At 40.3% G+C, this 24700-nt stretch carries 16 protein-coding genes and 4 pseudogenes; 8 read left to right on the top strand and 12 right to left on the bottom strand.

Annotated features, from left to right (window positions below):
- A partial coding sequence (locus BTN49_RS08360; protein ID WP_199399503.1) for a hypothetical protein occupies positions 1–234 on the bottom strand: 234 nt, incomplete at its 3' end.
- 722 nt (positions 235–956) lie between these two features.
- On the opposite strand from BTN49_RS08360, the gene folA reads away from it, so the two are divergent.
- Positions 957–1451 (top strand): type 3 dihydrofolate reductase, encoded by a 495-nt coding sequence (folA, locus tag BTN49_RS08365; RefSeq protein WP_097356804.1) that lies wholly within the window; start codon positions 957–959, stop codon positions 1449–1451.
- Here folA and BTN49_RS08370 read toward each other — a convergent pair.
- The 6 genes and pseudogenes from BTN49_RS08370 to lptD all read right to left on the bottom strand — a co-directional run bounded on the left by BTN49_RS08370 (position 1448) and on the right by lptD (position 9670).
- Positions 1448–2284: a symmetrical bis(5'-nucleosyl)-tetraphosphatase gene (locus tag BTN49_RS08370; protein ID WP_097356805.1), complete on the bottom strand. Its 837-nt coding sequence runs from the start codon at positions 2282–2284 to the stop codon at positions 1448–1450. The genes folA and BTN49_RS08370 overlap by 4 nt on opposite strands.
- Before the next feature lie 713 nt (positions 2285–2997).
- Positions 2998–3300 (bottom strand): annotated as a pseudogene (locus BTN49_RS08375) (transposase); the annotation flags it as partial.
- 875 nt (positions 3301–4175) lie between these two features.
- A complete protein-coding gene (gene rsmA, locus BTN49_RS08385; RefSeq protein WP_097356808.1) occupies positions 4176–5012 on the bottom strand; it encodes a 16S rRNA (adenine(1518)-N(6)/adenine(1519)-N(6))-dimethyltransferase RsmA in 837 nt (278 codons plus the stop codon).
- Complete coding sequence (gene pdxA / locus BTN49_RS08390; RefSeq protein WP_097356809.1) at positions 5009–6004, bottom strand: 4-hydroxythreonine-4-phosphate dehydrogenase PdxA; 996 nt, start codon at positions 6002–6004, stop codon at positions 5009–5011. Before pdxA ends, rsmA begins: the two co-directional genes overlap by 4 nt.
- The gene (gene surA, locus BTN49_RS08395; protein ID WP_097356863.1) at positions 5991–7310 is read right to left on the bottom strand and encodes a peptidylprolyl isomerase SurA; all 1320 of its coding nucleotides are present in this window, start codon (positions 7308–7310) and stop codon (positions 5991–5993) included. Before surA ends, pdxA begins: the two co-directional genes overlap by 14 nt.
- Positions 7311–7312: 2 nt before the next feature.
- A complete protein-coding gene (gene lptD / locus BTN49_RS08400; protein ID WP_097356810.1) occupies positions 7313–9670 on the bottom strand; it encodes an LPS assembly protein LptD in 2358 nt (785 codons plus the stop codon).
- Positions 9671–9843: 173 nt separating this feature from the next.
- On the opposite strand from lptD, the gene djlA reads away from it, so the two are divergent.
- A complete protein-coding gene (gene djlA / locus BTN49_RS08405; RefSeq protein WP_097356811.1) occupies positions 9844–10668 on the top strand; it encodes a co-chaperone DjlA in 825 nt (274 codons plus the stop codon).
- A gap of 727 nt (positions 10669–11395) precedes the next feature.
- On the opposite strand, the gene BTN49_RS08410 is transcribed toward djlA, so the two are convergent.
- Both BTN49_RS08410 and BTN49_RS08415 read right to left on the bottom strand, forming a co-directional pair.
- Complete coding sequence (locus tag BTN49_RS08410) at positions 11396–11770, bottom strand: transposase (RefSeq protein ID WP_097356812.1); 375 nt, start codon at positions 11768–11770, stop codon at positions 11396–11398.
- Positions 11771–11934: 164 nt separating this feature from the next.
- Entirely contained in the window at positions 11935–12978 is a 1044-nt protein-coding gene (locus BTN49_RS08415; RefSeq protein WP_097356864.1) for a phage portal protein, read from the bottom strand.
- A gap of 705 nt (positions 12979–13683) precedes the next feature.
- Between BTN49_RS08415 and BTN49_RS22405 the strand changes: the two are divergent.
- From BTN49_RS22405 to cysC, 6 genes and pseudogenes are all read left to right on the top strand, one after another.
- Positions 13684–13926 (top strand): annotated as a pseudogene (locus tag BTN49_RS22405) (IS982 family transposase); the annotation flags it as partial.
- A gap of 407 nt (positions 13927–14333) precedes the next feature.
- Positions 14334–15755, top strand: a complete 1422-nt coding sequence (gene cysG / locus BTN49_RS08420) for a siroheme synthase CysG (RefSeq protein WP_097356813.1) — start codon at positions 14334–14336, stop codon at positions 15753–15755.
- A gap of 13 nt (positions 15756–15768) precedes the next feature.
- Complete coding sequence (gene cysD / locus BTN49_RS08425; RefSeq protein ID WP_097356814.1) at positions 15769–16677, top strand: sulfate adenylyltransferase subunit CysD; 909 nt, start codon at positions 15769–15771, stop codon at positions 16675–16677.
- A 10-nt stretch (positions 16678–16687) separates the two neighbouring features.
- The gene (gene cysN / locus BTN49_RS08430) at positions 16688–18121 is read left to right on the top strand and encodes a sulfate adenylyltransferase subunit CysN (RefSeq protein ID WP_097356815.1); all 1434 of its coding nucleotides are present in this window, start codon (positions 16688–16690) and stop codon (positions 18119–18121) included.
- A gap of 6 nt (positions 18122–18127) precedes the next feature.
- Complete coding sequence (locus BTN49_RS08435) at positions 18128–19876, top strand: SLC13 family permease (protein ID WP_097356816.1); 1749 nt, start codon at positions 18128–18130, stop codon at positions 19874–19876.
- On the top strand, positions 19873–20499 hold the full coding sequence (gene cysC / locus BTN49_RS08440; RefSeq protein ID WP_097356817.1) for an adenylyl-sulfate kinase: 627 nt from the start codon (positions 19873–19875) through the stop codon (positions 20497–20499). Before BTN49_RS08435 ends, cysC begins: the two co-directional genes overlap by 4 nt.
- A 578-nt stretch (positions 20500–21077) precedes the next feature.
- Here cysC and BTN49_RS22410 read toward each other — a convergent pair.
- From BTN49_RS22410 to BTN49_RS08460, 3 genes and pseudogenes are all read right to left on the bottom strand, one after another.
- A pseudogene (locus BTN49_RS22410) lies at positions 21078–21947 on the bottom strand (IS982 family transposase).
- Between the two features lie 112 nt (positions 21948–22059).
- Entirely contained in the window at positions 22060–22488 is a 429-nt protein-coding gene (gene ruvX, locus BTN49_RS08455) for a Holliday junction resolvase RuvX (RefSeq protein ID WP_097356819.1), read from the bottom strand.
- Between the two features lie 267 nt (positions 22489–22755).
- Positions 22756–23670: pseudogene (locus tag BTN49_RS08460) on the bottom strand (IS5 family transposase).
- Between the last annotated feature and the right edge of the window lie 1030 nt (positions 23671–24700).

Here is a 24700-nt window from a genome sequence, read left to right on the forward strand (position 1 = left end):
GCATTCGTCGTAGTTAAAGCCTTCGGTGTAAGTAATTTTGATACCATCTAAGGTTGAGGTTTTAGAAGCCAAACCAAAAACGTGAGGAATATCGTTCAGATCAAAAGATTCGTTTTCTTCGTTCCACTCTTCAACCTGACGATCAAGACGCTCTAAAACTTCGCAATCTTGTTCTCGCTGCCAGTCGTTGCGAGCTACCAGAGTTTCAAATTCAGCAATAGAGATAGTTTTCATGGTTAAATTCTTGTCTTCTCAGAGTCGCCGCTGAGTTCGGCTGTGAATGTCTCCACGTTCTTAATACAAGTGTATTTGGTTTATTATGTCAATCATTAAATCCGATTTAAACCAATTAATACATCCTGTGAAAATCAATCACTAAATCCGCATACCCAAATAAAGAACCGTGTTATCATTGAAAAAGCTTTCTAATTCTACAAAGTGGGAGTTCAAAAACACCTTTCACCATCAGTGCCGTTTCAATCGAGGTATCCAAAAAGTCACTGAGCCACAGTTTAATAATGCTTGATTATATTGTTTCCAGTTGCTGATCTTGTGCTTGGTCTTTCCCATCATAACCTCCCGCTTGATTCCATGATGATCTGATCGTAGGAATTGCGATTAGTTCAGATATTTAAGAAACACCGGCAGAAAGTATTAATCATCGATCTAAGAAATATTTAGGATTTAAGCAGTTTGCCCTTATTTTTAAAGAAATGGTATTGGCTGCTTAATTGGGAAATGTAGCACTTCCGACTCCATTCAACGGAAATTAATGGTGGATTATAGCACTTATCAGTGTCTAACTATAATAAGCAATGTGATTAAGGCGTTATATCTCACTGTGCATTGGTACTAGCATTGACCCTACTTGCTATGACTGATATTTTACTCAATAGATATAATACTGAAATGTAGGATGGTACTGCATTCGTAACGAAAAAGGAAAAAAGGTGACGATGAAGGTTAGTATGATTGCTGCCATGGCAAAAGGACGAGTGATAGGAAAAGAAGGTGGAATACCTTGGCATCTGCCAGCTGATTTCGGTTGGTTCAGACACAATACGTTAGGAAAGCCTGTGATCATAGGTCGTAAAACTTATGAATCTATCGGTCACCGATTACAGGGAAGACACAATATTGTGATCAGCAGGAATCCACAATGGTCAGCAGAAGGTGTGGATAACGTGACTACCGTTGGGGAAGCGCTAGCATTAGTCCAAGGTGTTCAAGAAGCGGTAGTCATAGGTGGTAGCTCAATTTACGCTTTGTGCCTACCTCTCTCAGATCGTTTATATCTTACCCACATTAATGCCGATATTGACGGGGATACTAGGTTTCCTGAATGGGGAGATGATTGGGTAAATAGCTATTTAGAGTATTATAACGCTGACGAAAAAAATCAATATAGCATGGAGTTTATAGTGCTGGATCGCAGATTTAATACACACTAATTTGCATGGATCTCGCAAGGAAGACTGAAGCTCTTCCCGTCTTCCCATCGAACAATTGTCATTGATCCACCCCATACACATCCGGTATCAAGTCCAAGTAAATTATCGTCTTGGATACCTCCTAATGTCGCCCAATGACCAAACACTAACGTTTCTAACATTGGTTTATTACGTTTAACATAAAACCAAGGGAAAAGATGTTGATTTGTGATCTTTTCTGGTGCTAATTTACACACCATATCTAAGCCACCAGACATATCTAAATAACGCATCCGAGTCAATGCATTGATAATGTAGCGATAACGTTCTATGCTCTGAAGGCTGTCTAGCCAATGAGTGGGATGGTCTGAGTACATGTTTCGTAACAACCACACATAACGATTACTTATCAAGATATCTTCTACTTCACTAGCACATTTCTTAGCGTGGTGTAAATCCCATACGGGTGGGATACCGGCGTGTGTGATGACAAAACCTGGTGCAGTATTATTGCCAATGTTTCGATGGATAAGTAATGGTTGATGACGCAACCAATACAGTAATTCATCACAATCAGGCGCTTCAAGAATAGGTAGAATCTTATCTTTGTCTTTTGCTTTTATGATCCCTTCCGCTACCGCGAGGAGGTGGAGATCATGATTGCCAAGTACAGTATGTGCATGCTCACCAAGATCGCGAACATAACGCAACACTGCTAAAGAATCTGGCCCTCTGGCGATGAGATCACCAACAATGTAAAGGTGATCATGCGAAGATGAAAAGTGAACCGTATCCAGCAAGTGGCGAAGGTCGAGATAGCAGCCTTGAATATCACCTACAAGGTACGTAGCCATTGAGACTCCTTAGTGAAAAACACTGGATAGAGGAAGGGAAAAGGCAAGACCTTAATATAAAATGGAGACACATTATCATATTTCATAGAGTATGAACTCTACATAACGCTAACAGGCGTCTTGATAACTATCCACTAGTGTAGGTATATTGCTTAACGACATCGATGAAGGGCTATTCACCCATACACCCCTAGGAGATATAGTTAAATCTGGTATACAGCCTCCAGAACAGTATCTTGATGATTAACGTTTGTTTTACGAATGCCATCTCTAAATTTCACGCCTTTGATGATATCCGAGAGTAATTTAAAGCCTCGCAGGCTACACCAGTTAACCTAAGGAGTTCGCATCAGTTTCTAGGTCATTGCCAGTGTCGTTTTTTGACTTCTATAATTCTTGATTGTACAGATTTTGTGACTTTGTTTAATATATTGGCCGTTTTTTATACCCTGCAGCACTAATGAGACGTCGTTGGCCAATGCTTTGTAACTGCATTCTAAAAATCGAAAGCACCATTACCAATGGCGAGTTAAGGATCGATACTGATACCTTAATACGTTAGCTGTGACAGAACCTCAAGCTAACTGACCTCTGACTCCCTTGTACCCATCGACAACGGCTAGAACTTCCTTGTGGCCGGCATCATCGACGTTGATGACAACAAGCAGGCAAAGTTTGTCATCCATCCAAACTTTGCAGTAAATACCATCGGCCTAAATGTAGGCATACAACCGTTTATTGAGGTCGCGTTTATGCCACTGGTCGTATTCTGCTTCCCACTTTTGCTTGAGTCGAGAAACACTGTTTGCTGACAACCATTTGTCTTGCTTACCTAAGAGTGATTCCAAGGCTAGTTGCATATCGCCCGTGAAGATCCCACGCAGATAGAGCCAAGGAATAAGCTCTTCTATGTTTTTGGTTCGCTTGAGATAAGGCGGAACCAGTGTGCTGTTGAACTTGATCACGCTCCCTGTTTTATCTCGAACCGTTGGAACTTTGACGGTAATGTCGTCGAACCCAGTTTGTAGATGTCACTCAGGCAAATGGCCATTGCGAACCACTACCTGCTTTCCGTTAGCTTGGAGTGATGTAAAATTATCTGGCAAGGATTGAACATCGTCTTCTATAGCTTGAGCCAACAACTGCTGTGCTTAGCAATTCATTAACCTAGTTTTCTAGTTTATGAAGCTCAGTAATATTATGATTATTGTCCATGCAGTGTATTCCTTGTTAGTTGTTGATCTAGCAAGATTAATCAGTAGGTTACACCACATTATTTCCAACCCATACACCAGAAATAACTATAGATCTTACCCCTAGCATGCAATACAAAACCAGTAAATGATGCTCTCACTAAGTATCACATCGTACTTTAGAGCCTATTCGACGCACATCACATCTCGTGACGTATGCATACTGAGACGCTCATGAATGAATATCTTTGTTCTCTCTGAAATCTTACCACAAGCCAGCCGTTCGTAGCGGGTTTCTTTAGCCTCTGTTGATGTAAGGCAATAACAGTATACACCGAAAAAATCATTTGGAATATGGCGCTTTATTTCTCGACTGATAGTGGAGTTGGCACAGCCAAGTATTCAAAGCAATATGGTTACAGTAATCACCCTCAGCCAATCGTTACTTAATATAAAATCAGTCATTATCATTGAACTGTTTATGAGTCATTTACATCTCTAAGCCAAAAGAGGATGCGAGAGTATACTTTAGTCTGTTTAACTCTCCTCCAGGTTGTGTATTTCATCTGACGGTGAGTGTCACCCTTGTTCTCAATTGTGATCGTGTACAAGAATACATAACGTTCTTTATAGAGTTCAGAGTGCTCTTCAACGTAACTGCTCACAACCTAAATTATAACAGTAGTCAACGACTATCCCTAAATAAGGTCCTTGTTATTATTTTCTAGATTATTAGCATCCATCCAGTTTGCGAGCAAAACAAATTGTGCCAGCGTGAGGTTTTCTGGACGTGCAGTAGGGTCAATCTCCAGCGAAGTGAGTGTCTCTAAATCAATCATTTTTTTAAAACAGTTACGCACAGTTTTACGACGCTGATTGAAACCTTCACGACATACCCGTTCGAGCCATTTTAGGTTAGTTGCTGGATGTGGAAGCTCTAGCTCATTATGTGGAATTAAACGTACAAAAGTTGAGTCCACTTTTGGTGCAGGTGTGAAGGAGCTCGGTGATACTTCTATAACAGGTACCACTTTGCAGTAATACTGTGCCATAACGGTCAAACGACCATAGGCTTTGCTACCAGGATCCGCAGCTAAGCGATTAACCATTTCTTTTTGCATCATAAAGTGCATATCTTTCACCGCACCCGTAAAAGTAAATAGGTGGAACAGCAGCGGTGTAGATATGTTATAAGGAAGATTGCCGAAAATCCGCAACGGATTCTTCAGTGTCGAGAGAGATCTGAAATCGAATTTTATTACATCAGCTTCATAAATAGTAAGTTTACTCGCCATTTCAGGGTAGTTACGCATTCGTTCTGCAAGATCACGATCAAGTTCTACCACGATCAGTTTATCTACTTTATCTAAAATGGGTTTAGTCAAGGCGCCTAAACCTGGGCCAATTTCTACCAGATTCTCGCCAGTTATGGGGTTGATGGTTGATACGATTTCGTCAATGACATATGGGTCGGTAAGAAAGTTTTGCCCAAAGCGTCTACGAACGCGGTGACCTAGGTACACTTTATCGCTCATGCTTGCTGACCGAGTAGCTCAAGGGCATAAGATAGCGCTGTCCGCAAGCTCCCAGTATCCGCACTTCCAGTGCCCGCTAGATCCAATGCGGTACCATGGTCTACAGAAGTTCTAATAAAAGGCAGTCCAAGAGTAATGTTAACTGACCTGCCGAATCCTTTAAACTTTATTACGGGTAAACCCTGATCGTGGTACATCGCCAATACGGCATCAGCATCCTTCAGGTACTTATCTTGGAAAATGGTATCAGCAGGCAGTGGACCTACCAGATTGATTCCCTCTTTACGAAGTCTATTGAGTGTTGGCACAATGACATCGATCTCTTCTCGGCCTAAATAACCGTCTTCACCCGCATGTGGATTTAGGCCACATACATAGATGGTTGGTTCAGGGATATTAAACTTATAAATTAAGTCATCACGTAAGATTCGAATCACTTGGAAGAGACGTTCCTCTGTGATAGCTTGCGATACATGCCTTAGAGGTATATGGGTAGTTACGAGTGCTACGCGTAAACCTTCAGTTGCCAACATCATAACAACTTGATCCACATTAGCCAACTGAGCAAAAAATTCAGTATGGCCACTGAATAAAAACCCTGCACGATTTAACACGCCTTTATGAACAGGACCTGTAACGATAGCGGAAAATTCACCTTGGATATTTCCTTGCGCTGCGCGGATGAGGGTATCCAATACATACTGACCATTTGCTTCATTCAGTTTACCTGGTACGACATCATCATAAAGAGGTATATCACAAACTACTAACATGCCAGGCGTATGGCATTTCAGCGGTGTTCTGCTATTATAATCTTCAAAAAGGATATCAATCCCTAGCTGTTTAGCGCGTTCTGCCAACATATCCTTGTCACCGCAGACCACAAGCTGTTGAGGCCACGGATCATTTGCTATCGCTAGTACAAGATCTGGTCCAATACCAGCGGGTTCTCCAAGCGTAATGGCAACGCGTTTGAGGCTAGTTGTAGTCATTATTATCTTCTACGTGTTTAACATAGGCACCAGCGCGAAGTTCTTTAAGCCAAGTTTGGGCTTCTTCATTGAACTTACGATCGAGTAACATGCGGTAAGCACGATTTTTAATTTCTGCATCAGAATAGTCGGCTTGGCGACGTCCAAGTACTTCAGCAATGTGCCAACCGTGAATAGTTTTAAACGGCTCACTAATTTGAGCTTCCTGCAAGGAATCAATTTTATTTCTGAACTCTGTGGCATATATTGCAGAAGATTGCCAACCTAAGGAGCCTCCATTTACTGCGGATAGTGAGTCCATACTGTATTGTTGTGCTAGTTCTTCAAATGTCTTTTTACCCTCTTGAATTTGTTGGATCATTAGCGTTAGTTGGCGTTTCGCGCCTTCATCACTCAATATGATCGAAGGCTTTATCAGAATATGGCGAGTATTAACTTCCGTTGCTGCGACCGATTTAAGACCTCTCAAATCAGTGATCTTGATGATGTGATAACCCACCCCACTACGAAACGGACCAATGATTGATCCTTTACTGTTGTTACCGATGTGGTCAGCAAAGATAGTGGGCATTTCTTCTAGGCGCATCCATCCCCAATCACCTCCATCTAACGCTTTTGGTCCTTTCGAATTAGCAAGTGCCAGTTCGGTGAAATCTTGTTTTGCATTAAGATAGGAAACTAGTTCATTAGCGTGAGTCACTACAGAATCATACTCTGATTTATCAGCATTTTCATCTAATCGCAACTGAATGTGGCTAATACGATATTCCACTTCAGCATAGTTTTTTTCATTCAATTGAGCGGCCAATGATTCAATTTCTTGCGGTAAAATATTTATACGACTTCGTACTTGCAAATTTCGGACTTCGCTAATAGTGATCTCTCGGCGAATTCGTTCCCGGTATTGTGACCAAGATATTCCATTAGATTTTAACTCACTATGTAGTAGTTTAATGGAAGGTTTGTTATCCCTATGCATTTCTTCGATAGCTTGATCTAAACGTAAATCATCAATACGAATATTGAGACGCGTAGCTTCTTGCAACTGCAGTTCTTCCAATATCAATTGGTCGAGAATTTGCTGTTGCAAAATATCGTCAGGTGGCATGCTTTTCGCCTGTACATTCAGAGACACTGTTCTCTTCAATGCGTCAATTTCACTAGAAAGAATGACACTCTCATTAACCACGGTAATAACCCGATCTAGTTCCTTAGTAGAGGCAGACACAGATAATGAAGCGGCTAAGAAAACAATAGTTAATATAGCATTTATACATTTATTCATCTGCTTCTCAAAAAGTTGCATCATTAATTATTAAGTCCAAATGGGTTCCGATATCCGAGCATATTACGATTTGGGGCACGAAAGCGAAACTTAGTGTTAGCGCCAGCACCTAGACCAAATAAACTAAAGGACAATGTAATATTGTTGGCGTATTTCGTCGGATCATTGATATTGATACGTGCACGTTGGTATTCGTTGTAGCTAAGACCAATCGTCCAGCAAGATGCTGTATACGTAATACCAAACTGGTTTTCTAGCATCTTGTCTTGCGTAAGGTCATGGAAGTATTGTCCTTGGAGACTGGTTCCTTTTCCTAATGGAAAACCGGTGATAAACCCCGCTTGGGAAATACCCTCCTTAGTGATCAATTTAATGTTGTCCGGCATAATAGTACTTGCAATGTAACGCTTTGCGACGTAGCGATAACTAGTTTGGGCAAAGAAGTGGCCATTACGATATTCTAATGTAGCATTACCAAATTGTACTTTATTTAGATAGCTATTATATTCTACAGATCCACGGATAAATAGCTTGTCATTTAAGTTTGATTCACTTTCAACGGCCCATGCAGAATAAGCAATTGAAGTGTTATTTTGATTATTGTATCGAGCGAGGTAATAAATCTGGCCAAAGGCAATATTAAAACGTTCTTTATAGGCGTCATCAAAAAAGCGCGATGTCGCTCCAAGCGTGAACTGATTTGCAGGATTGATGTAATCAACACTGCTGAACTGATTGCTACGAAAGAGTCCATAGTAATCAGTTTGTAATCTAGCGGTATCGTAACCGCCAACTGTGTAGTCAACAGGGTTATAGATGCTACTTTGATTAACCTTTTTAAGGAATAAATATTGCATTTGAGGTTCAAAGGTCTGGGTGTAAGTGCTATCCCAGATCCTTGTATCTTTCTCAAGGGTAACCCCTGCATGTAATCGTGTCATTGGTACGACACGTGACACGGTGGCTTCAAGTTTGGTACCGTTGATACTTTCAATACTTTTAATATTTCTTTGAGCGTAATATGTGTAAAGGACTTTTCCCTCAGCCGTTGCATTTAACCAAGGCAAATTATAAGGCAAGGTGAATGTTGGTTCCAAGTGAATACGTGTGGAGTCCGGTTTACTGTCATCATCCGTCGTGAAGTTACTAATTTGACTGGGTATGGTAAAATCAAATCCGTCTTCTGTGATCGGTGGGTAGTAGTTAAACGATATTTGAGGCAAGATACGATACACTGACGCAGTGTTACTGAGAGCTTGAAAATTCCTTACACTCAGAGTACCGTCCCAATGGTTGTCGCGATAGGAAACTTCACCAGTTTGCAGCAAAGTGTTATCTTCACGCTTGCCGACACGTGAGTCATTATGGCGACTAAAATAGCCTATCTCACTAACTTTACTGTAGTTGCTGTCATACTTCCAGTGTTCTTTTAATCCTGAATGTTTCCAGTTCACTCCCCAACTTCTATCAAGATCCGAAAAAAAATTATCTTTTCCAATGTATTCGAATACCATAGAACCTTTGCCAACATCGGTTAAGTAGCGAGGTTCAACTCTCGTAAACAAACCACGTTTCGACATGTATTTCGGAGTGATCAACATGTCATGCTTAGGATCAATACTCCAATAAAACGGGGTGATTAACGTGAAACCGTCTTTGTTATTCAAGTGCACTGATGGGTAAAGAAAACCCGTTAAACGGCCACTTTCAACTGGTACCCGTAGATAAGGTAAATAGAATATTGGTGTGTCAAGAATCTCAAACTTAGCATGATAAAGAGTGGCGAAAATTTCGTTTGCTTTTTTTTCTATTTTCCCAGCACTTAACCGCCAACTGTTATCGTTGTTCGGACAGGTCGTATAATTACCAGCCTCAAGTTCATAGGAGATTGTTCCTTTTTTAAGCAATCGCTTAGCTTTCCCTCGGCCTTGCATACACATCATACTATACTCGGCATCGAGCACTGTGGTTTCTTTAGTATCAAGGTTACTTTCTAATGATTTGCCATACACGGATATTTCACCGTCGTAAAAATAGACATTCTCTTCTGCCGTGATGATATTTTCTGGCTGACGTAGAGTAGCAACGTCAGCTTTTATGGTGCGATGGCCTTGTGTCACCACTACATCACCTCGATAAATTGCTTTTACGTTCGCCTTAGCTTCCGCGTGATCAGAGACTATGATCACAGGCGTATTATGAACATCATCCACTTGCTCTTTTTTATCTAGATAGCAATATTCTGAAGTCAGACATACTCCAGTTGGGATCACCAGTGATTTTTGGCTGTACTGTGCCACAGTATTTCTTTCCGCAAATGCTTCAGCGTGTAGGGCAAGATAAATCATGGAGGATAAAAAACTTCTGGCAGTCAGTGACATTAAAAACTCAATCCTGTTGTTGACGTACAGCACTGGTATACTCTGTACTGCATCCTAGAAAATACTGCTGTATAAAATGTGGTTTATAATAATGCAAATTGATTTTGACGGCACCAGCTAGGTTCCAGTTGTCTAGCGTAAGTTAAGATAATTCAACTAATAGAGAATAATTAATGATGGTTTTAGGAAAAGTACTTGGCGCATTTTTTGGCTACCTGCTGGGGAATATTCCGGGATTGCTGTTAGGCATTTTTTTAGGCCATAAGTTCGACAAGGCTAAGCAAAGTGTCATTTTTAGTGGCGGTTCTCGTAGTGATGATCAACAGCAGCGTCAGCAGGCGTATTTTCGCTCAGCATTTTCTGTCATGGGTCATGTGGCCAAGGCCAAGGGACAAGTTACGAAGAATGAAATTCGATTAGCCTCAGACATCATGGACAGGATGGACTTGCATGGTGAGTCACGCCGTCAGGCCCAAGACGCCTTTCGTGAAGGTAAAGAAAGTGACTTTCCACTGGATGACGTGCTAAATGATGTACGTTGTAATTGTAGTGAACGGTTTGATTTGCTGCAGTTTTTCTTAGAGCTACAAATACAGGCCGCTTATGCCGATGGATATGTTCATCCGAGTGAACGCCACATCCTATATACCGTTGCTGGTGTGCTGGGTTTTTCTCCTCATCAATTGGAACAACGTTTAACAATGCAAGAAGCTGCGTTCCACTTTTACCAACAGCAAAGCCATGGTGGTAATCAACAGCCTTGGCATCCTGATTACTCGGATAAGCGACTTCAAAATGCTTACACAATTTTAGGTATCGACGCAAGTAAAAGTGGGAAAGATATCAAACATGCGTATCGTAAACTGATGAATGAACACCATCCTGATAAATTGGTCGCAAAAGGTTTGCCTCCAGAAATGATGGAACTAGCGAAACAAAAAACCCAAGAAATACAAGCGGCATATGATTTAATTAAAAAAGAAAAAGGCTTTAAGTAACTCCTCTTGCATGATTCTTTAAGCGGTAATATTGTTATCATCTCGAATTCAGTGTGAGTAACTTAGTTATCCTAGCTTGAGTTACCAGCGATGTAGAAATGACAAACCTGAGGTAAAATATTCGTTTATTTAACAGATAAACGGCGTATTACCAAAGAGCTTGGCATATCAAGAAAGACGGTGGAATATTATCTACGAACTCAAGTATCGACACTTACCTATTCCAAGCGATAGCAACACCCACCAAAACCGACTCCATATAAGGCATATTTATTCGAACTGAGCTAGGCCCAAATTCAGATAAAAACTTCGATACTTATAGTCAAACGTGGAAGAGGAAATAAACTACCGTAAGTTTATGGCTAAGCAACTCTTTATAGCGAAATATTGCTGTCTCTGCTAATAAGAGTTTGTGATAACCACGGTCCTTTTCCACACCGCCTGTTTATTCTCTTTTAATGCTTTTACAGCTTCATTTTTAGGATGCCCTTCCTCCCAATACCCCGTGTTTCTTCGAGCAACGAATCCTAGGTGTTATTCCTTTGTTCTTCAATACATGGTGACATATTCGTGTGTCATCGGCTCCATTAGCACCGATTTACTGTATCTTTCGTCGTAATGGGTTAAGCAATATAGGTAAAACCTCATTGTCACCCACAGAAACTAGGCTAACTTTTGCAGCAATAACCTCATAAGTAGACACATCAACGGCAAAATGCAGTTTACGCTAGATACGCCACTTTTCCTTACCGTGTTTACGCCTTTTCCATTCACTTTCAATGTATACTTTTGGGCCTGTGACATCAATAACGACGTAGACGACAGCCCCTAGACTCTGAAAACAGTACTTAACTTTTACGGTCTTCGAACGCTTACTCATGCAGGTGTATGTACAAGTGTATATCAGGGATTTCAGCGGGATATTCATCAACGTAAAAACTAAATTGAAAAAACCTTCTAATCCACAAAGTGGGCGCTTGAAAATACATTTCACCATCAGTGCCGTGTCAATTCCAGTATCCGAAAATACAAACCCAAGGTTTACTAATGCTTGATTATATTCTTTCCAGTTGCTGATCTTGTGCTTGGCCTTTCCCATCATCACCTTCCGCTTAACTCCATGATGATCTGATCGTCGGAATTGAGATTAGTTCAGATATTTGGAAAACAACGCCCCTATTTTAAAAATATGTCATTATCAGCTTAATTTGAAAGTGTCGCACTTCAAACCTGAATTCAGTGTAACGAATAAAAAAGACTAAATATTTAGTCCTGCACCGGCAGTGTCACATCAAATTCCACCCGTAAGTCTTTTCGATTGACTATTTCTGGGTCGCTATTTATTTCATCCATGATGATTTTGCACACAGGAATGGTCTCATCCCGTAAATATTCTCGACCTACCTTTTCAGGATCACTAAAACCTGACGTGTTGGTTGGTACAATTCCCAATTTACTCGGTGGAAATCGGTGGCTGATAAAAATGTCTTGTGCGGTAATACTTTTTATTCGGCTAAAGTCATCTTTTGTTACAATGTCTCCAGCTGGATTTAACTGAATGCCTTGTACATGATCGTCATGGATATTAATAAACATACTACGGAAACTTCCGAGTCCTTTTGAACTAGCTATCATTTCAATGATTTTCTTTTCATCGGCACCACTTAATTTCGGATCTGTTGAATATAAGATATAACCCATGTGTGCGCCATTTTTGTAATAGCGACGGCGAAACAAGGTTTTATTTTTATTAAGCAAAGTACTTTGCAACACGCCAACATAATCCGGTAAACCATACACCTGTTGTTTGGGATCGTACTGCGGCAACCAAATCACGTCTTTAGCTTTATACTTCCGCTTATTATCATCAAGTTCTAATAGCCAGAAATCACCATTCCGACGTTTACGCAGATACATCGCTGGCAAGGGGTAAAGCCCCATAACACGTCCAACGCGATCACGTAATTTTAGCAGAGCACCATGTCCAAATTGGATGTAGTCACGAGTAAACTGTTGAAGATGACGGCGCCGAATATTGCCGCCTCCTTTAAATCGTCCCGCTACATAATTAGCCCGCGCGGTCAGCACGCTACCATGGTAGGCATTGGCGTGTGCCAATTGTGATAGACTTTCTGGATTTATCGGTGGCTCCCAATAATCTGCCTTATCATTGTAATATAAATCACAATAGTCAAGCATCCAACTGCTAATATCTATCGTTTCAAAACCTAGGTTGGGTCTATACACACTGGTAAAATTTTCTTCTTGGTTCTCGTCGCTATCCTTAGGTGTAATCAAATATTCAATCATGCTTAAGTGCCCAAATGCGAAAGTTGATTTGCGTTGGTTTGCGGCGGTGTTGAGCGACTTATTTATCAGTGCATGTGCAATGCCAAAGAACGCGTCAGTTGTGCTGCGTTCCGCTCTAGCTTTGAGGATTATCCTGTTGCCACTGGCCATTCGTTTTATGGTCATAAGTGCCATGGCTATGTCTTTATGCTCAGCATCAAAATACAGACAGCTAGAGTCTATCACATCAATCATTTTCGGTACTAGATGTTCTTTTGTTTTGTTGTAAAGGGCAACTGTTTCACGAAAGTAGTTCGTATACAGAAAATTTAAGAACCCTAAGCCAACACCCGTGCTATCAGTGCCGATGTAGATCACCTTGTAACATTTAAATACGTCACCAATATGGCTAAATTAAGACTGGAAGTTGAGTTTTCACCCGTTGTGTTTATCAAAAACGCGAAAATAAACTGGCACTGACAAGATGGCATGATAACTACAAGACCTGCATCCTCACGGATATAAATGGTATAAGAACAAAACCATACTTCACGATAAAAGACACTTAAATTGAAATCGGTATATAATATAGCTAAATAATTATTTTCTGGCACAATGCGCGAATGGCTTATAGTTTAACCTGAGTTACGCATAAAAAATGAACTAAATGCCAAAGTCGCGATCTGATCGTTTGGAATAAACTATTGACTGCACAAATCCTTGTGCATTAATAAGTTATACGCCATTTCCGTCGATGTCGACGACTTCTGCCAGACTTTCCTTCCTGCATAGGAAAAATACCTAATTTCTTCCGGTATCAAACAAAGAAACAAGCTTTCTTGCCTCTCCATTAGCGAAGTGATGACGATAGTGATAGCTTTTCATTAATTGGGGTATCGAGACCTCAAAACCTATTACATCTACTTTATTTGCCGCTACCTCACCAACGAATTCCCTGATTTAGTTAACCTCAGATCTGCATAAGCGCCTGCTTATCAATGCAACAACTATTGATTTATGGATGCCATACAAAAAGAATAACGCCCTCTATCATCTGAAATACACAGGTATTTTATCTTGGCAATTTCCTCAATACACGTGGTGGAGCCACTCTTGGCTATCATTTGCCTAACGATGTTTTTTAGAATATTTGAGTTGAGAGCAGCTTAAGATATAACACCGCTGCATTTTACCTCCCAGAGGTACATTTTCTAGACGGAAACCTACTTATTGAATACATGACTAAAAAAATGGTATAGAAAACAAGATAAATATTCGATAGTGCATGAAAGGTTATAAAAGATGAGATTTTATAATTTCAGGTAATATCGACATAGCTTTATAGTGGTACAGAAAGTATTTAAAAGGTTCTCACTATGGATTATTTACCTATTTTTGTAAAACTAAAGGGTCGACCCTGTTTGGTGGTTGGTGGTGGTGAAGTCGCTTGGCGAAAAACTCGGATGCTGATGAAGGCAGGTGCAGAAGTGACGGTGGTTGCTCCTGATGCTGACGATGACGTGGTCGACGCAGCCGATCGCTGTGAATTAGTGTGGCAGAAAGAAGTTTTCACCAAACGGCACCTTAATACCATGTTTTTAGTGATTGCCGCGACAAATAATCCATTAGTGAACCAACTGATATTCCAAGCCGCTGACGCTCGTCATATATTAGTAAATGTGGTCGATGATACGCCAAAGTGTAGCTTTATTCTACCCTCTATTATTGATCGCTGCCCTGTTGTGATTGCACTTTCTTCCTCAGGGAAAGCCCCTGTATTGACACGCTTATTGCGCGAAAAACTTGAAACTCTTATCCCTTCACATATTGGTCGAATGGCAGTACTTGCAGGCGAGTTCCGCAATACTTTAAGAAAGAAACTGACGACCCTAATCAGACGCAGAAAGTTCTGGGAAATGGCTTTCAATGGACGTTTTAACTCGCTAGTTGCCGCAGGTAATGAGCAAGGAGCAAAAGACGAGTTAGAGAAACTGACTTCGAGTGTACCGTCAGAAGGCGAGGTGGCTTTAATTGGTGCTGGTCCAGGCGCTCCAAGTCTTTTGACACTTCGTGCATTGCAATTGATGCAACAAGCTGATGTGGTACTTTACGACTATCTGGTCTCTGATGAAATCATAGAATTATGCCGCCGTGATGCACGGTTAATTTGTGTCGGTAAACGCGCATACTGTCACAGTATTTCACAAAAAAAAACTAATGCCTTGTTAGTTAAATATGCACAGGAGGGAAAGCGCGTAGTACGCCTCAAAGGCGGTGACCCGTTTATGTTTGGCCGTGGTGGCGAAGAGTTACAAGTGTTGAAAGAAGCAGGTGTGTCGTTTCAAGTGGTACCCGGCATTACCGCAGCCGCAGGTTCAACCGCCTATGCCGGTATCCCTCTAACGCATCGAGAACACGCCCAAACGGCAATGTTCATTACAGGTCATCTGAGAAAGGAAAACGACAATTTTCGCTGGGCAACAATGGCGCGCTGTAGACAGACCTTGGTTATCTACATGGGTCTAATGAAAAGTGGTTACATTCAACAAAAATTAATACATCACGGACGTGACCCTCTAACCCCAATTGCGATTATAGAGAATGGTACCCGTACCAATCAGAAAATATTTAAAGGCATACTAAGCGATCTGGAGTCACTGGCAGGAGGTGTTAGTTCACCTGCTCTCATCATCGTTGGTGAAGTCGTTCAACTTGCGGATCAGCTTAGCTGGTTTGGACAACGTGCACTCAATACGGCCAGTGACCTTTATGCTCCTTCCGTGGTTAATTTAGGTTAAGGAAAATAAAAGAATGGAGGTTAAGACCATGACTCACCTCAAACAACTTGAGGCTGAAAGTATCTATATTATTCGTGAAGTAATGGCTGAATTCTACGATCCTGTAATGCTATATTCCATTGGAAAAGACAGTTCCGTCATGCTTCATATCGGGCGTAAAGCCTTTTACCCAGGAAAAATTCCCTTTCCATTACTTCATGTCGATACCAATTGGAAATTCAAAGAGATGATTGAGTTTCGTGATCATACGGCAGAAAAATATGGCTTTGAACTTCTCATCCACAAAAACCCTGAAGGGGTAGCGATGGGCTGTAGTCCCTTTGTTCACGGTCCTTCAAAACACACCGACATTATGAAAACGCAAGGCCTGAAACAGGCACTGAACAAGTATGGTTTTGATGCAGCCTTTGGAGGTGCACGCAGAGACGAAGAAAAAAGCCGAGCCAAAGAGCGTGTTTATAGTTTCCGTGACAAAAATCACCGTTGGGATCCAAAGAACCAACGTCCGGAGCTTTGGCACACTTATAACGGTCAAGTGAACAAGGGAGAAAGCATCCGTGTGTTCCCTCTGTCAAATTGGACAGAATTAGATATATGGCAATACATCTACCTCGAAGAGATCGATATGGTGTCATTATATTTGGCAAAGGAACGTCCTGTAGTTAAACGTAACGGTCTGTTGATTATGGTTGATGATAACCGTATGGAGCTGCAAGAAAATGAAAAGAGTGTATACAAGAGCATTCGTTTTCGTACTCTTGGTTGTTATCCACTGACGGGTGCAATTGAATCAACAGCAAATACTTTGCCAAAAATCATCGAAGAAATGTTGATAACAACGTCTAGTGAACGTCAAGGACGTACCATTGACCACGACCAGTTCAACTCTATGGAAATGAAGAAACGTCAGGGATATTTCTAAGGAATTAAGCATGAACAGCGTAATTGAACAGCAAGTAACAGAACTTGGTATTGAGGCCTATCTTGAGCAACACCAAAATAAATCTCTGTTACGATTTATGACTTGTGGTTCAGTCGATGACGGTAAAAGTTCCCTAATCGGTCGCCTTCTTTACGATACACACCAAATTTATAAAGATCAGTTAGACACCCTACAGATCGATAGCCAGAAGATTGGAAAGACAGGTGACAAACATAACCTTGCATTACTGGTTGACGGCCTGCAGGCTGAGCGCGAGCAAGGCATCACCATTGATGTGGCATATCGTTACTTTTCTACGCAGATACGTAAGTTCATTATTGCCGATACACCAGGACACAAGCAGTACACTCGCAATATGGCCTCAGGTGCATCGACCTGTGATCTGGCAGTGATCTTGATTGATGCCTGTAAAGGTGTTCTGGATCAAACTCGTCGTCACTCCTACATAGCCAGTATTTTAGGTATTCGTCATTTTATTGTGGCTGTAAACAAGATGGATCTTGTCGATTTCGAACAATCACGTTTTTACGATATCAAAACAGAGTATTTAAAATTTTCTGACAAGTTAAACCAGAAACTTGACATTCATTTCGTACCGTTGTCAGCACTTAACGGTGATAACGTAGTTGAATGCAGTATACACACCCCATGGTATGAAGGAGCAACCCTATTGAACATGTTGGAATTTATAGATGTTAGTGCCCAACAAAACATTGCTGAGTTCCGTTTTCCTATACAATATGTCAATCGTCCAAACCCTAATTTTCGTGGTTTTTCCGGCACGATTGCGATTGGTAAAATTTGTCTTGGCGATGAAGTAAAGGTGTTACCCTCAGGTAAAATATCAACTGTTTCCCGTATAGTCACCTTTGATGGTGATTTAAAATATGCACATGCTGGTCAAACCGTAACCCTGACGTTAGCGGATGAAATTGATATCAGCCGAGGTGATTTGATAGTGCTGGTGGATGATAAGCATACCTCTACCAACAAGTTTTCTGCAAGTATTGTTTGGATGTCAGAGGCTCCGCTAAAAATTGGTCACCAATACAACATCAAAGTTGCAGGTAAAAAGACTATGGGTTCAGTAAGTAAAATTCATTACCAAGTAGACACAAACTCACTGGATCCGTTTGATACAGATAGCTTGAATCTCAATGGTATTGCCGAGTGCGAATTGAGCTTAATAGAATCTGTACCACTCGATCTATATCAAGATTGCGTAGATACTGGTGGCTTTATTTTGATCGATCGTTTGACAAATGTCACTGTGGGTGGAGGTATGATCACTGAACTGCTTGATAATCAAATATCCAAATCTCATGAAACTGATATTTCAAACTTTGAGATAGAATTCAATGCACTGATCCTTAAATATTTTCCTGACTGGAATACACGCGATATCAGTAAGTTTCTTGGGTGATTCCTTATGAGTTGGGTGCAGTATATGATATTGGGATTGTTGCTGGTGATCGCGACAGGGTTAATATTTACCAAGGTTAAACCGTCCATTCTATTTGCGGCAGCTATATTTGTGGCTTTCCAATTTGGACAAGTGACGATAGAAGAATTAGCAAGAAACTTTACTAATAGTTCCCTACTAACACTAGTGCTCCTTGTTCTTGCCTCTACAGCACTTGAAAGAACGAGGATGGTTAGTTGGGTCAGTGGTCTACTCTCCAGTAGACGGTTAAGTACAGTAATAGTAAAATTGAGTCTTTCTACAGCCTTTTTAAGTTCGTTTACTAATAATACTGCGGTAGTAGTTTCCTTAATCAACGCGGTAAAACGTAACCGATATCATGCACCATCACGCTTACTTATTCCGCTGTCATATGCTGCCATCCTTGGTGGTACGCTGACACTGATAGGCACCTCAACCAACCTGATTATCAACAGCTTGGTTGAAAACATGGGTATGCCAAGCCTCGGATTCTTTGCTCCGTCACTCATTGGTTTGGCGGTATTAACCGGTGGCTTACTAGTGTTGATCTCATTTTGTTATTTTCTTCCTAATTATGATGTTCATAATGAAGAGGATTTACCCTATATACTAGAAGCAATGATAGAAGCCGGATCACCATTAGCTAATACAACTTTATCAGACAGTGGATTATGCTCACTTCGGCGTTTGTACTTGATGAAAATTGTGCGTGATGGTCATCTTATTGTATCTGTATATCCAAATACAACGCTCAAAGAAGGTGATAAGTTACAATTTTATGGTGATGTGGAAAGTATAGCGGCCTTACAGGAAATTCAGGGCTTAATGCTATTTGGTCAAAACCATATTAATGGCCAGAATTTACTTGAAGTCGTAGTCAGTAATAATTCGTCAATACTTGGAAAAACCCTGAAAGAAGCCAGATTTCATGAAAATTTCGATGCGGTAGTGGTAGCCATGCGCCACGGCCATAAAAAACATGAAAGGGGATTATGCGACATCACGCTGTCGGCAGGCGATACCTTAGTACTAGTACCAGGTAAAGCTTTTAAGGTAGAAAACAAACTGATCTACCGTAACTTTATATTAATCAACGGGTTAGATTCGAGTCTTCACTTTGATAGTGAGTTGAGCACCAGAGTGTTAGTCGGGTTTATGGCTGTATTAATACTGACGTTGCTTGAATGGGTACCACTTCTTAATGCTCTCGCAATCTACCTAATGGTGTTACTGTTAACAGGGGTAGTAAATCTCGGTGAATTGAAACGACGTTTCCCAATCGAGATTGTAGTGATCGTTGGTAGCTCACTAAGCTTAACTCAATTAATGGTTGAATCAGGTACGTCTGCACAGATGAGCGATTTATTTATTAATATGTTCAATGAGTTAGGTGTTTATGGGGCTTTAATAGCGACGTATTTTCTTACTTTAGTATTAACCGAGCTGGTCACCAACAATGTGGCAGCCGCCTTGGCTTTTCCGATAGCTTACAGTCTTACCCTAGGCTATAATGTTGATCCCATGCCATTTATAATGGCGGTACTCTTTGGCGCCAGTGCAAGCTTTATTTCACCTTATGGATACCAAACTAATCTTCTGGTTTATAGTGTTGGTAATTACCAGTTAATCGATTATTTGCGTATTGGATTGCCAATATCAATCGTGTATTCAGTACTGGTATTGGGTTTGATCCCTATCTTTTTTCCATTCCAGACAATAAGGATAACGTTATGAGTACCTCGCATACATCACATGCGCATGAAACCGTAGTTTGGCATCAATATTCGATCGATAAAAAGTATCGCGCAAAACAGAAAAAACAGCATCCTGCCTTAATTTGGTTTACAGGTTTATCTGGATCAGGCAAGTCGACTATCGCGGGTGCCCTTGAAATCAAACTCGCACAACTTGGCCATCACACCTACTTACTTGATGGTGATAATGTGCGTCTTGGTCTTTGTCGAGATCTTGGCTTTTCCTATCATGATCGTTGTGAGAACATACGTCGTGTAGGTGAAGTTGCTAAACTAATGATGGATTCTGGACTAATCGTTCTTTCTGCCTTTGTTTCTCCGTTTTACGATGAACGACAATTGGTGCGGGAATCTATGGCTGACGGTGAGTTTCTTGAAATATTTGTTGATACACCACTTGAAGTGTGTGAAGCACGTGACCCGAAAGGGCTTTATAAAAAGGTAAGATCCGGTGAGATTAAAGCATTTACTGGCATTAGTTCTGTCTATGAAGCACCGAAACAACCGGATATTCATCTACATACTGATCAACCTGTAGATATGTTGGTTGAACAATGTCTTGCGCAGTTACGCCAAGCAGGTTTCATTACCTTATCACATTAAATGTTGACGATGTAACATCGTCAACCGTTAACAATGGATACGAAAGAGTAGTTCTATCAAAGTATTCTTTAGGGCTCTTTTTGAACACCAACTTTGCGAGCTAATTTCCCGTTGGGTTTATGTATTCAATAAGTTGTTTTATGTCTAAAAATAACTTTCCTAGGCTTACTCCTTAATTCAAGTTGGGAATTCGCTACTCTCAAACAAAGCTTCTAATGCCCTTTCTTTCATAATAACGGCAGGCTATTCAAACCCTAAACATTCCTTAGGCCGATAACTGATCATTGCTTCAGCGAAATTAATATCTTCATTAGTGACTCTTATTAAGTCAGTCCATTTCTTTACGTACTGACTAAAAAGCCAATTAGGATTATCCTGTTCCCTTCTTTCCCCATGAAGAGTAAGGATGGGCAAAGTAAATCTTAACATCCAAAGTCTTTGCTATCTTTCATCATGAGTAAACTATCAATCATTATCATCCATAATCGTATAGACAGGTTTTTTGTATACCATAAGTAACTCAATTGTCGCTGCAGTAACATCCACTACCGATTTAGATGCTATAATTTTAATTAACCTCAGATCTGCATAAACACTTGCTTATCAAGCCAAATCATCTTGATAATCGGCTTCTTTAGTTGAAGTGAATACGCGATAAGCCCCGCCAGCAATTTGCTCATAAAGCTGATACAACTATGGTGCCGAGAATGCTCGATTTGGGATATGTTTTTTAGTTGATCAAAAACGGTTTCAACAATAAATCGTTTCCGGAGCATCAAGTGATCCCAAAGTTTTTCACTTTAGGTTTCATATTCTTTTTCATACCCGTTATCAGTGTCACTCCCTTGTCTGTAAGTTTCCGCTCCAATGGACCAGAGATATAACCTTTATCTCCGAATAAACACCCCAAATCTCGTCAGTCCTTTCCGAAACAGGCTTTTTATCATCCACGTTAGCCGTCGTTACTTTGACTAAGATAATGCCACCTTGATCATTGATCATAGGGTATAATTTGAAGTTATAAAACCACCTCATCGTTCCTTTTCCTCACTTCTAGGTACCTTTAAAAACCTAATGTCTGAGAATGCGTAAGTTGTAACAAACCTGTAGCTTGGACGAATCAACGAAGACAATCCCTGTAGGTGAGTGAAATAAGATCAAAGTAGAACCAGAACACCTTGTGTGAGTTTGAGCATTCGCATGTAGATGACTAATTTAGGAAATTCGTTGGTGAGGTAGCGGAAAATAAAGTGGATGAAATAGGTTTTGAAATCTCGATATCCAGATTGATAGAAAGCTATCACTATCGTCATCATTTTGCTAACTGAGAGAGGAGAAGGGTTATTGCTTTGTTTGATACCGGAAGAAATGAGGTGTTTTTTACATGCAGGGAGAAAAGTCTGGCAGAAGTCGTCGACATCGCCGAAGACATCGTCTAAATTATTCATGCTCAAGTCCTTATGCAGTCAATAGTTTTTTCAAACGATCAGATCTTGACTTGGACATTTAGTTCATTTCTTGAGCGTAGCTCAGATTAGAGATAAGTGAGGGTAAGAAAGACTAGCTGCATTGGTTCCCCAACCAACTTTCAACGATGATAACAGCAGATTGACTGTCAATTTTACTTTTTCTTAACGCGCGGTAGCCACCTGATTCAAACAGGGATGAGCGCGCACTGACTGTCGTAAATCGCTCATCGTGCAACTCGACATTGATACCAAATCGGCCTTCTAGGCGATGGGCAAACTTGCGTACACGGAGTGTAATTATCGTTAGTTCTTGACCTTGAAGATCGAGCGGTAAACCCACGACGATCAGATCTGGTTCCCATTCTCTCAGTACGGCTTCAATAGTATCCCAACTAGGAATACCGTCCTTAGCTTTTAAGGCTTTTAATGAATGTGCTGTACAAGTAATCACTTGTCCAATAGCGACACCAATACTTTTAGTGCCATAGTCAAAACCCATAACACTTTGAATATTATTCATTATTTTTGTCTCAAGCATATCCGATATCGGACGAAAGGTTTAAAGTATTAGTATCAGGTTAATTCAATAATTTTACCAACGTTCACTGATTAGTGTAGATAAGGTACGTCTGAATACAATTTAATTGTAAACCAACTATCCTCCATCAATTCTAAATTTAATTATCGTGCTTCCCAAGCATGTATTCAACAAGTTTATTATAACTTAAATCGACATTATTGATTAAATTAGGCCTATAACGCGCTGATCCAAATCTCCTTTACAGTCTTAATTTGTCTGCTGACAAACAGGCATACCAAGTCTTAGAACTTTGTTCATCGCTTTCATATTTGCCATCGCTTCACTTAAGCATTGTAATTACGAAGCGTAAGTTTAGGGCTGAACAACTCTTTATAACGAAACATTGCTGTCTCTACTAATGAGCGTTTATTATAACCCCTATCCTTTTTTAACTTCGACTGTTTGTACTCTTTTAAAGCCTTTACAGCTTCATTTCTAGGATGCCCTCCATCCCAGTACCCCGCGTTGCTTCGAAGTGGAATACTTAGCGTTATTCCTTTATTCTTTAGTACCTAGTGACACGCTCTTGTATCATAGGCTCCATCAACACTGACTTGCTGCATCTTTCGTCGTAATGGGCTAAGTAATATAGGTAAAACCTCATTATCACCCACATAAACTAGGCTAACTTCTGCAGCAATAATCTCATGAGATGACACATCAACGGTAAAATGCCGTTTGCGCCAGATACATCGCTTATCTTTACCGTGTTTACGCGTTTTTTAGTCACCTTCGTCGTATACTTTTAGGTCTTTGACATCAATAACGACATGGGCGAGCGCTCCTCAACTCGGTAAATGGGACTTAACTTTTACGGTCTTCAAACGCATTACTAATGCAGGTGTATGTAGGGGATTTCAGCGGGACATTCATCAATATAAAAAACCGAATTGAGAAAACCTTCTAATCCACGAAGAGGAAATTTAAAAATACCTTCACCATCAGTGCCGTTTCAATTTCGGTATCCTAAAATATAAACTTACGTCCACGATGACCCTGATGCTTTCAACAATACCATTCCTTAATAGCAGCGACGTCTATCTAAAAAATCACTGAACCACGGCTTACTAATGCTTGATTATATTGTTTTCAGTTGCTGATCTTGTGCTTATTCTTTCCCATCATCACCTCTCGCTTAACTCCATGATAATCTAATCGTAGGAATTGCGATTAGTTCAGATCTTCGGAAAACAATGCCTTATGGAATATATAACCCGTTTTCCGATTAAGTCGTTTCAAGCGTATACAGAGGATAAAATTTTTCATTTCATATAGAAATTGCCAATAATGTGTTCATTCTCTAGAATGAAATTCCGTACATATTGGAACCTGCCGTATCCTAAAATGGGACATTGAATATGTATAACCGATTAAAAAATGGATTGAATGTCTTTCTTCCACGACAACCGAATGCGTGATCAATTATTTCCTTCAATTGAGGTTCCCAAGTAGACCCAAGATGGCGCATGTTATCTTTGTTACCAACGAAAAAACTTTACGCATCTACTTCGCAGATAAACACTTCTTCCTGTATATCAATAGGGATTGTGGTTACACAGCAAGAGATTATTTTTCTAAAATCAGAACAATCGCATTAATACTGATGTGTCACACTAGAGAGAAGTCACGGATATACGCATTATGCATAGAAAGTTCAACAATTTATTTCTTTATTCCTACCTAACAAGCTGTGTATGTATATTTAAGTTAGAAACTTTAGCAAAAGTAACATTGGTGTCCACCTCGATTAATACCCTGCTTTTTAACCATTTTTATGTGCTAAAAAAGATGACATTTCACATAAACGGTAGTTATATAGCTCGATCAAAATCAATTGGCATAATCCACATGCTAATAAAATAGCTCGTCAATAGAACAGCTTTTTTCCTTTTTATAGACTTCACCTCTGCCCATTTATGTTCGATTTGGTTAAGATCTGGACTATAAAGGAGGAAGCCTCTCTAAGTACAACCACAAGCTTTAATTGCTTCCCGTATGTCAATACGCTTATGAAAACTCGCATTATCCATAACAATCACAGCTTACTCTGTAACTTTCGGAAGTAAATCTTGTTCGATCCCTACATAAAATACCTCCGCATTAACTATTACAATTACTAAACTTATTGTTAGAAAATTATGATTGATGATAA

Source organism: Candidatus Enterovibrio escicola, from assembly GCF_002464935.1.
In the GTDB taxonomy this organism is placed as follows: Bacteria; Pseudomonadota; Gammaproteobacteria; order Enterobacterales; family Vibrionaceae; genus Enterovibrio; species Enterovibrio escicola.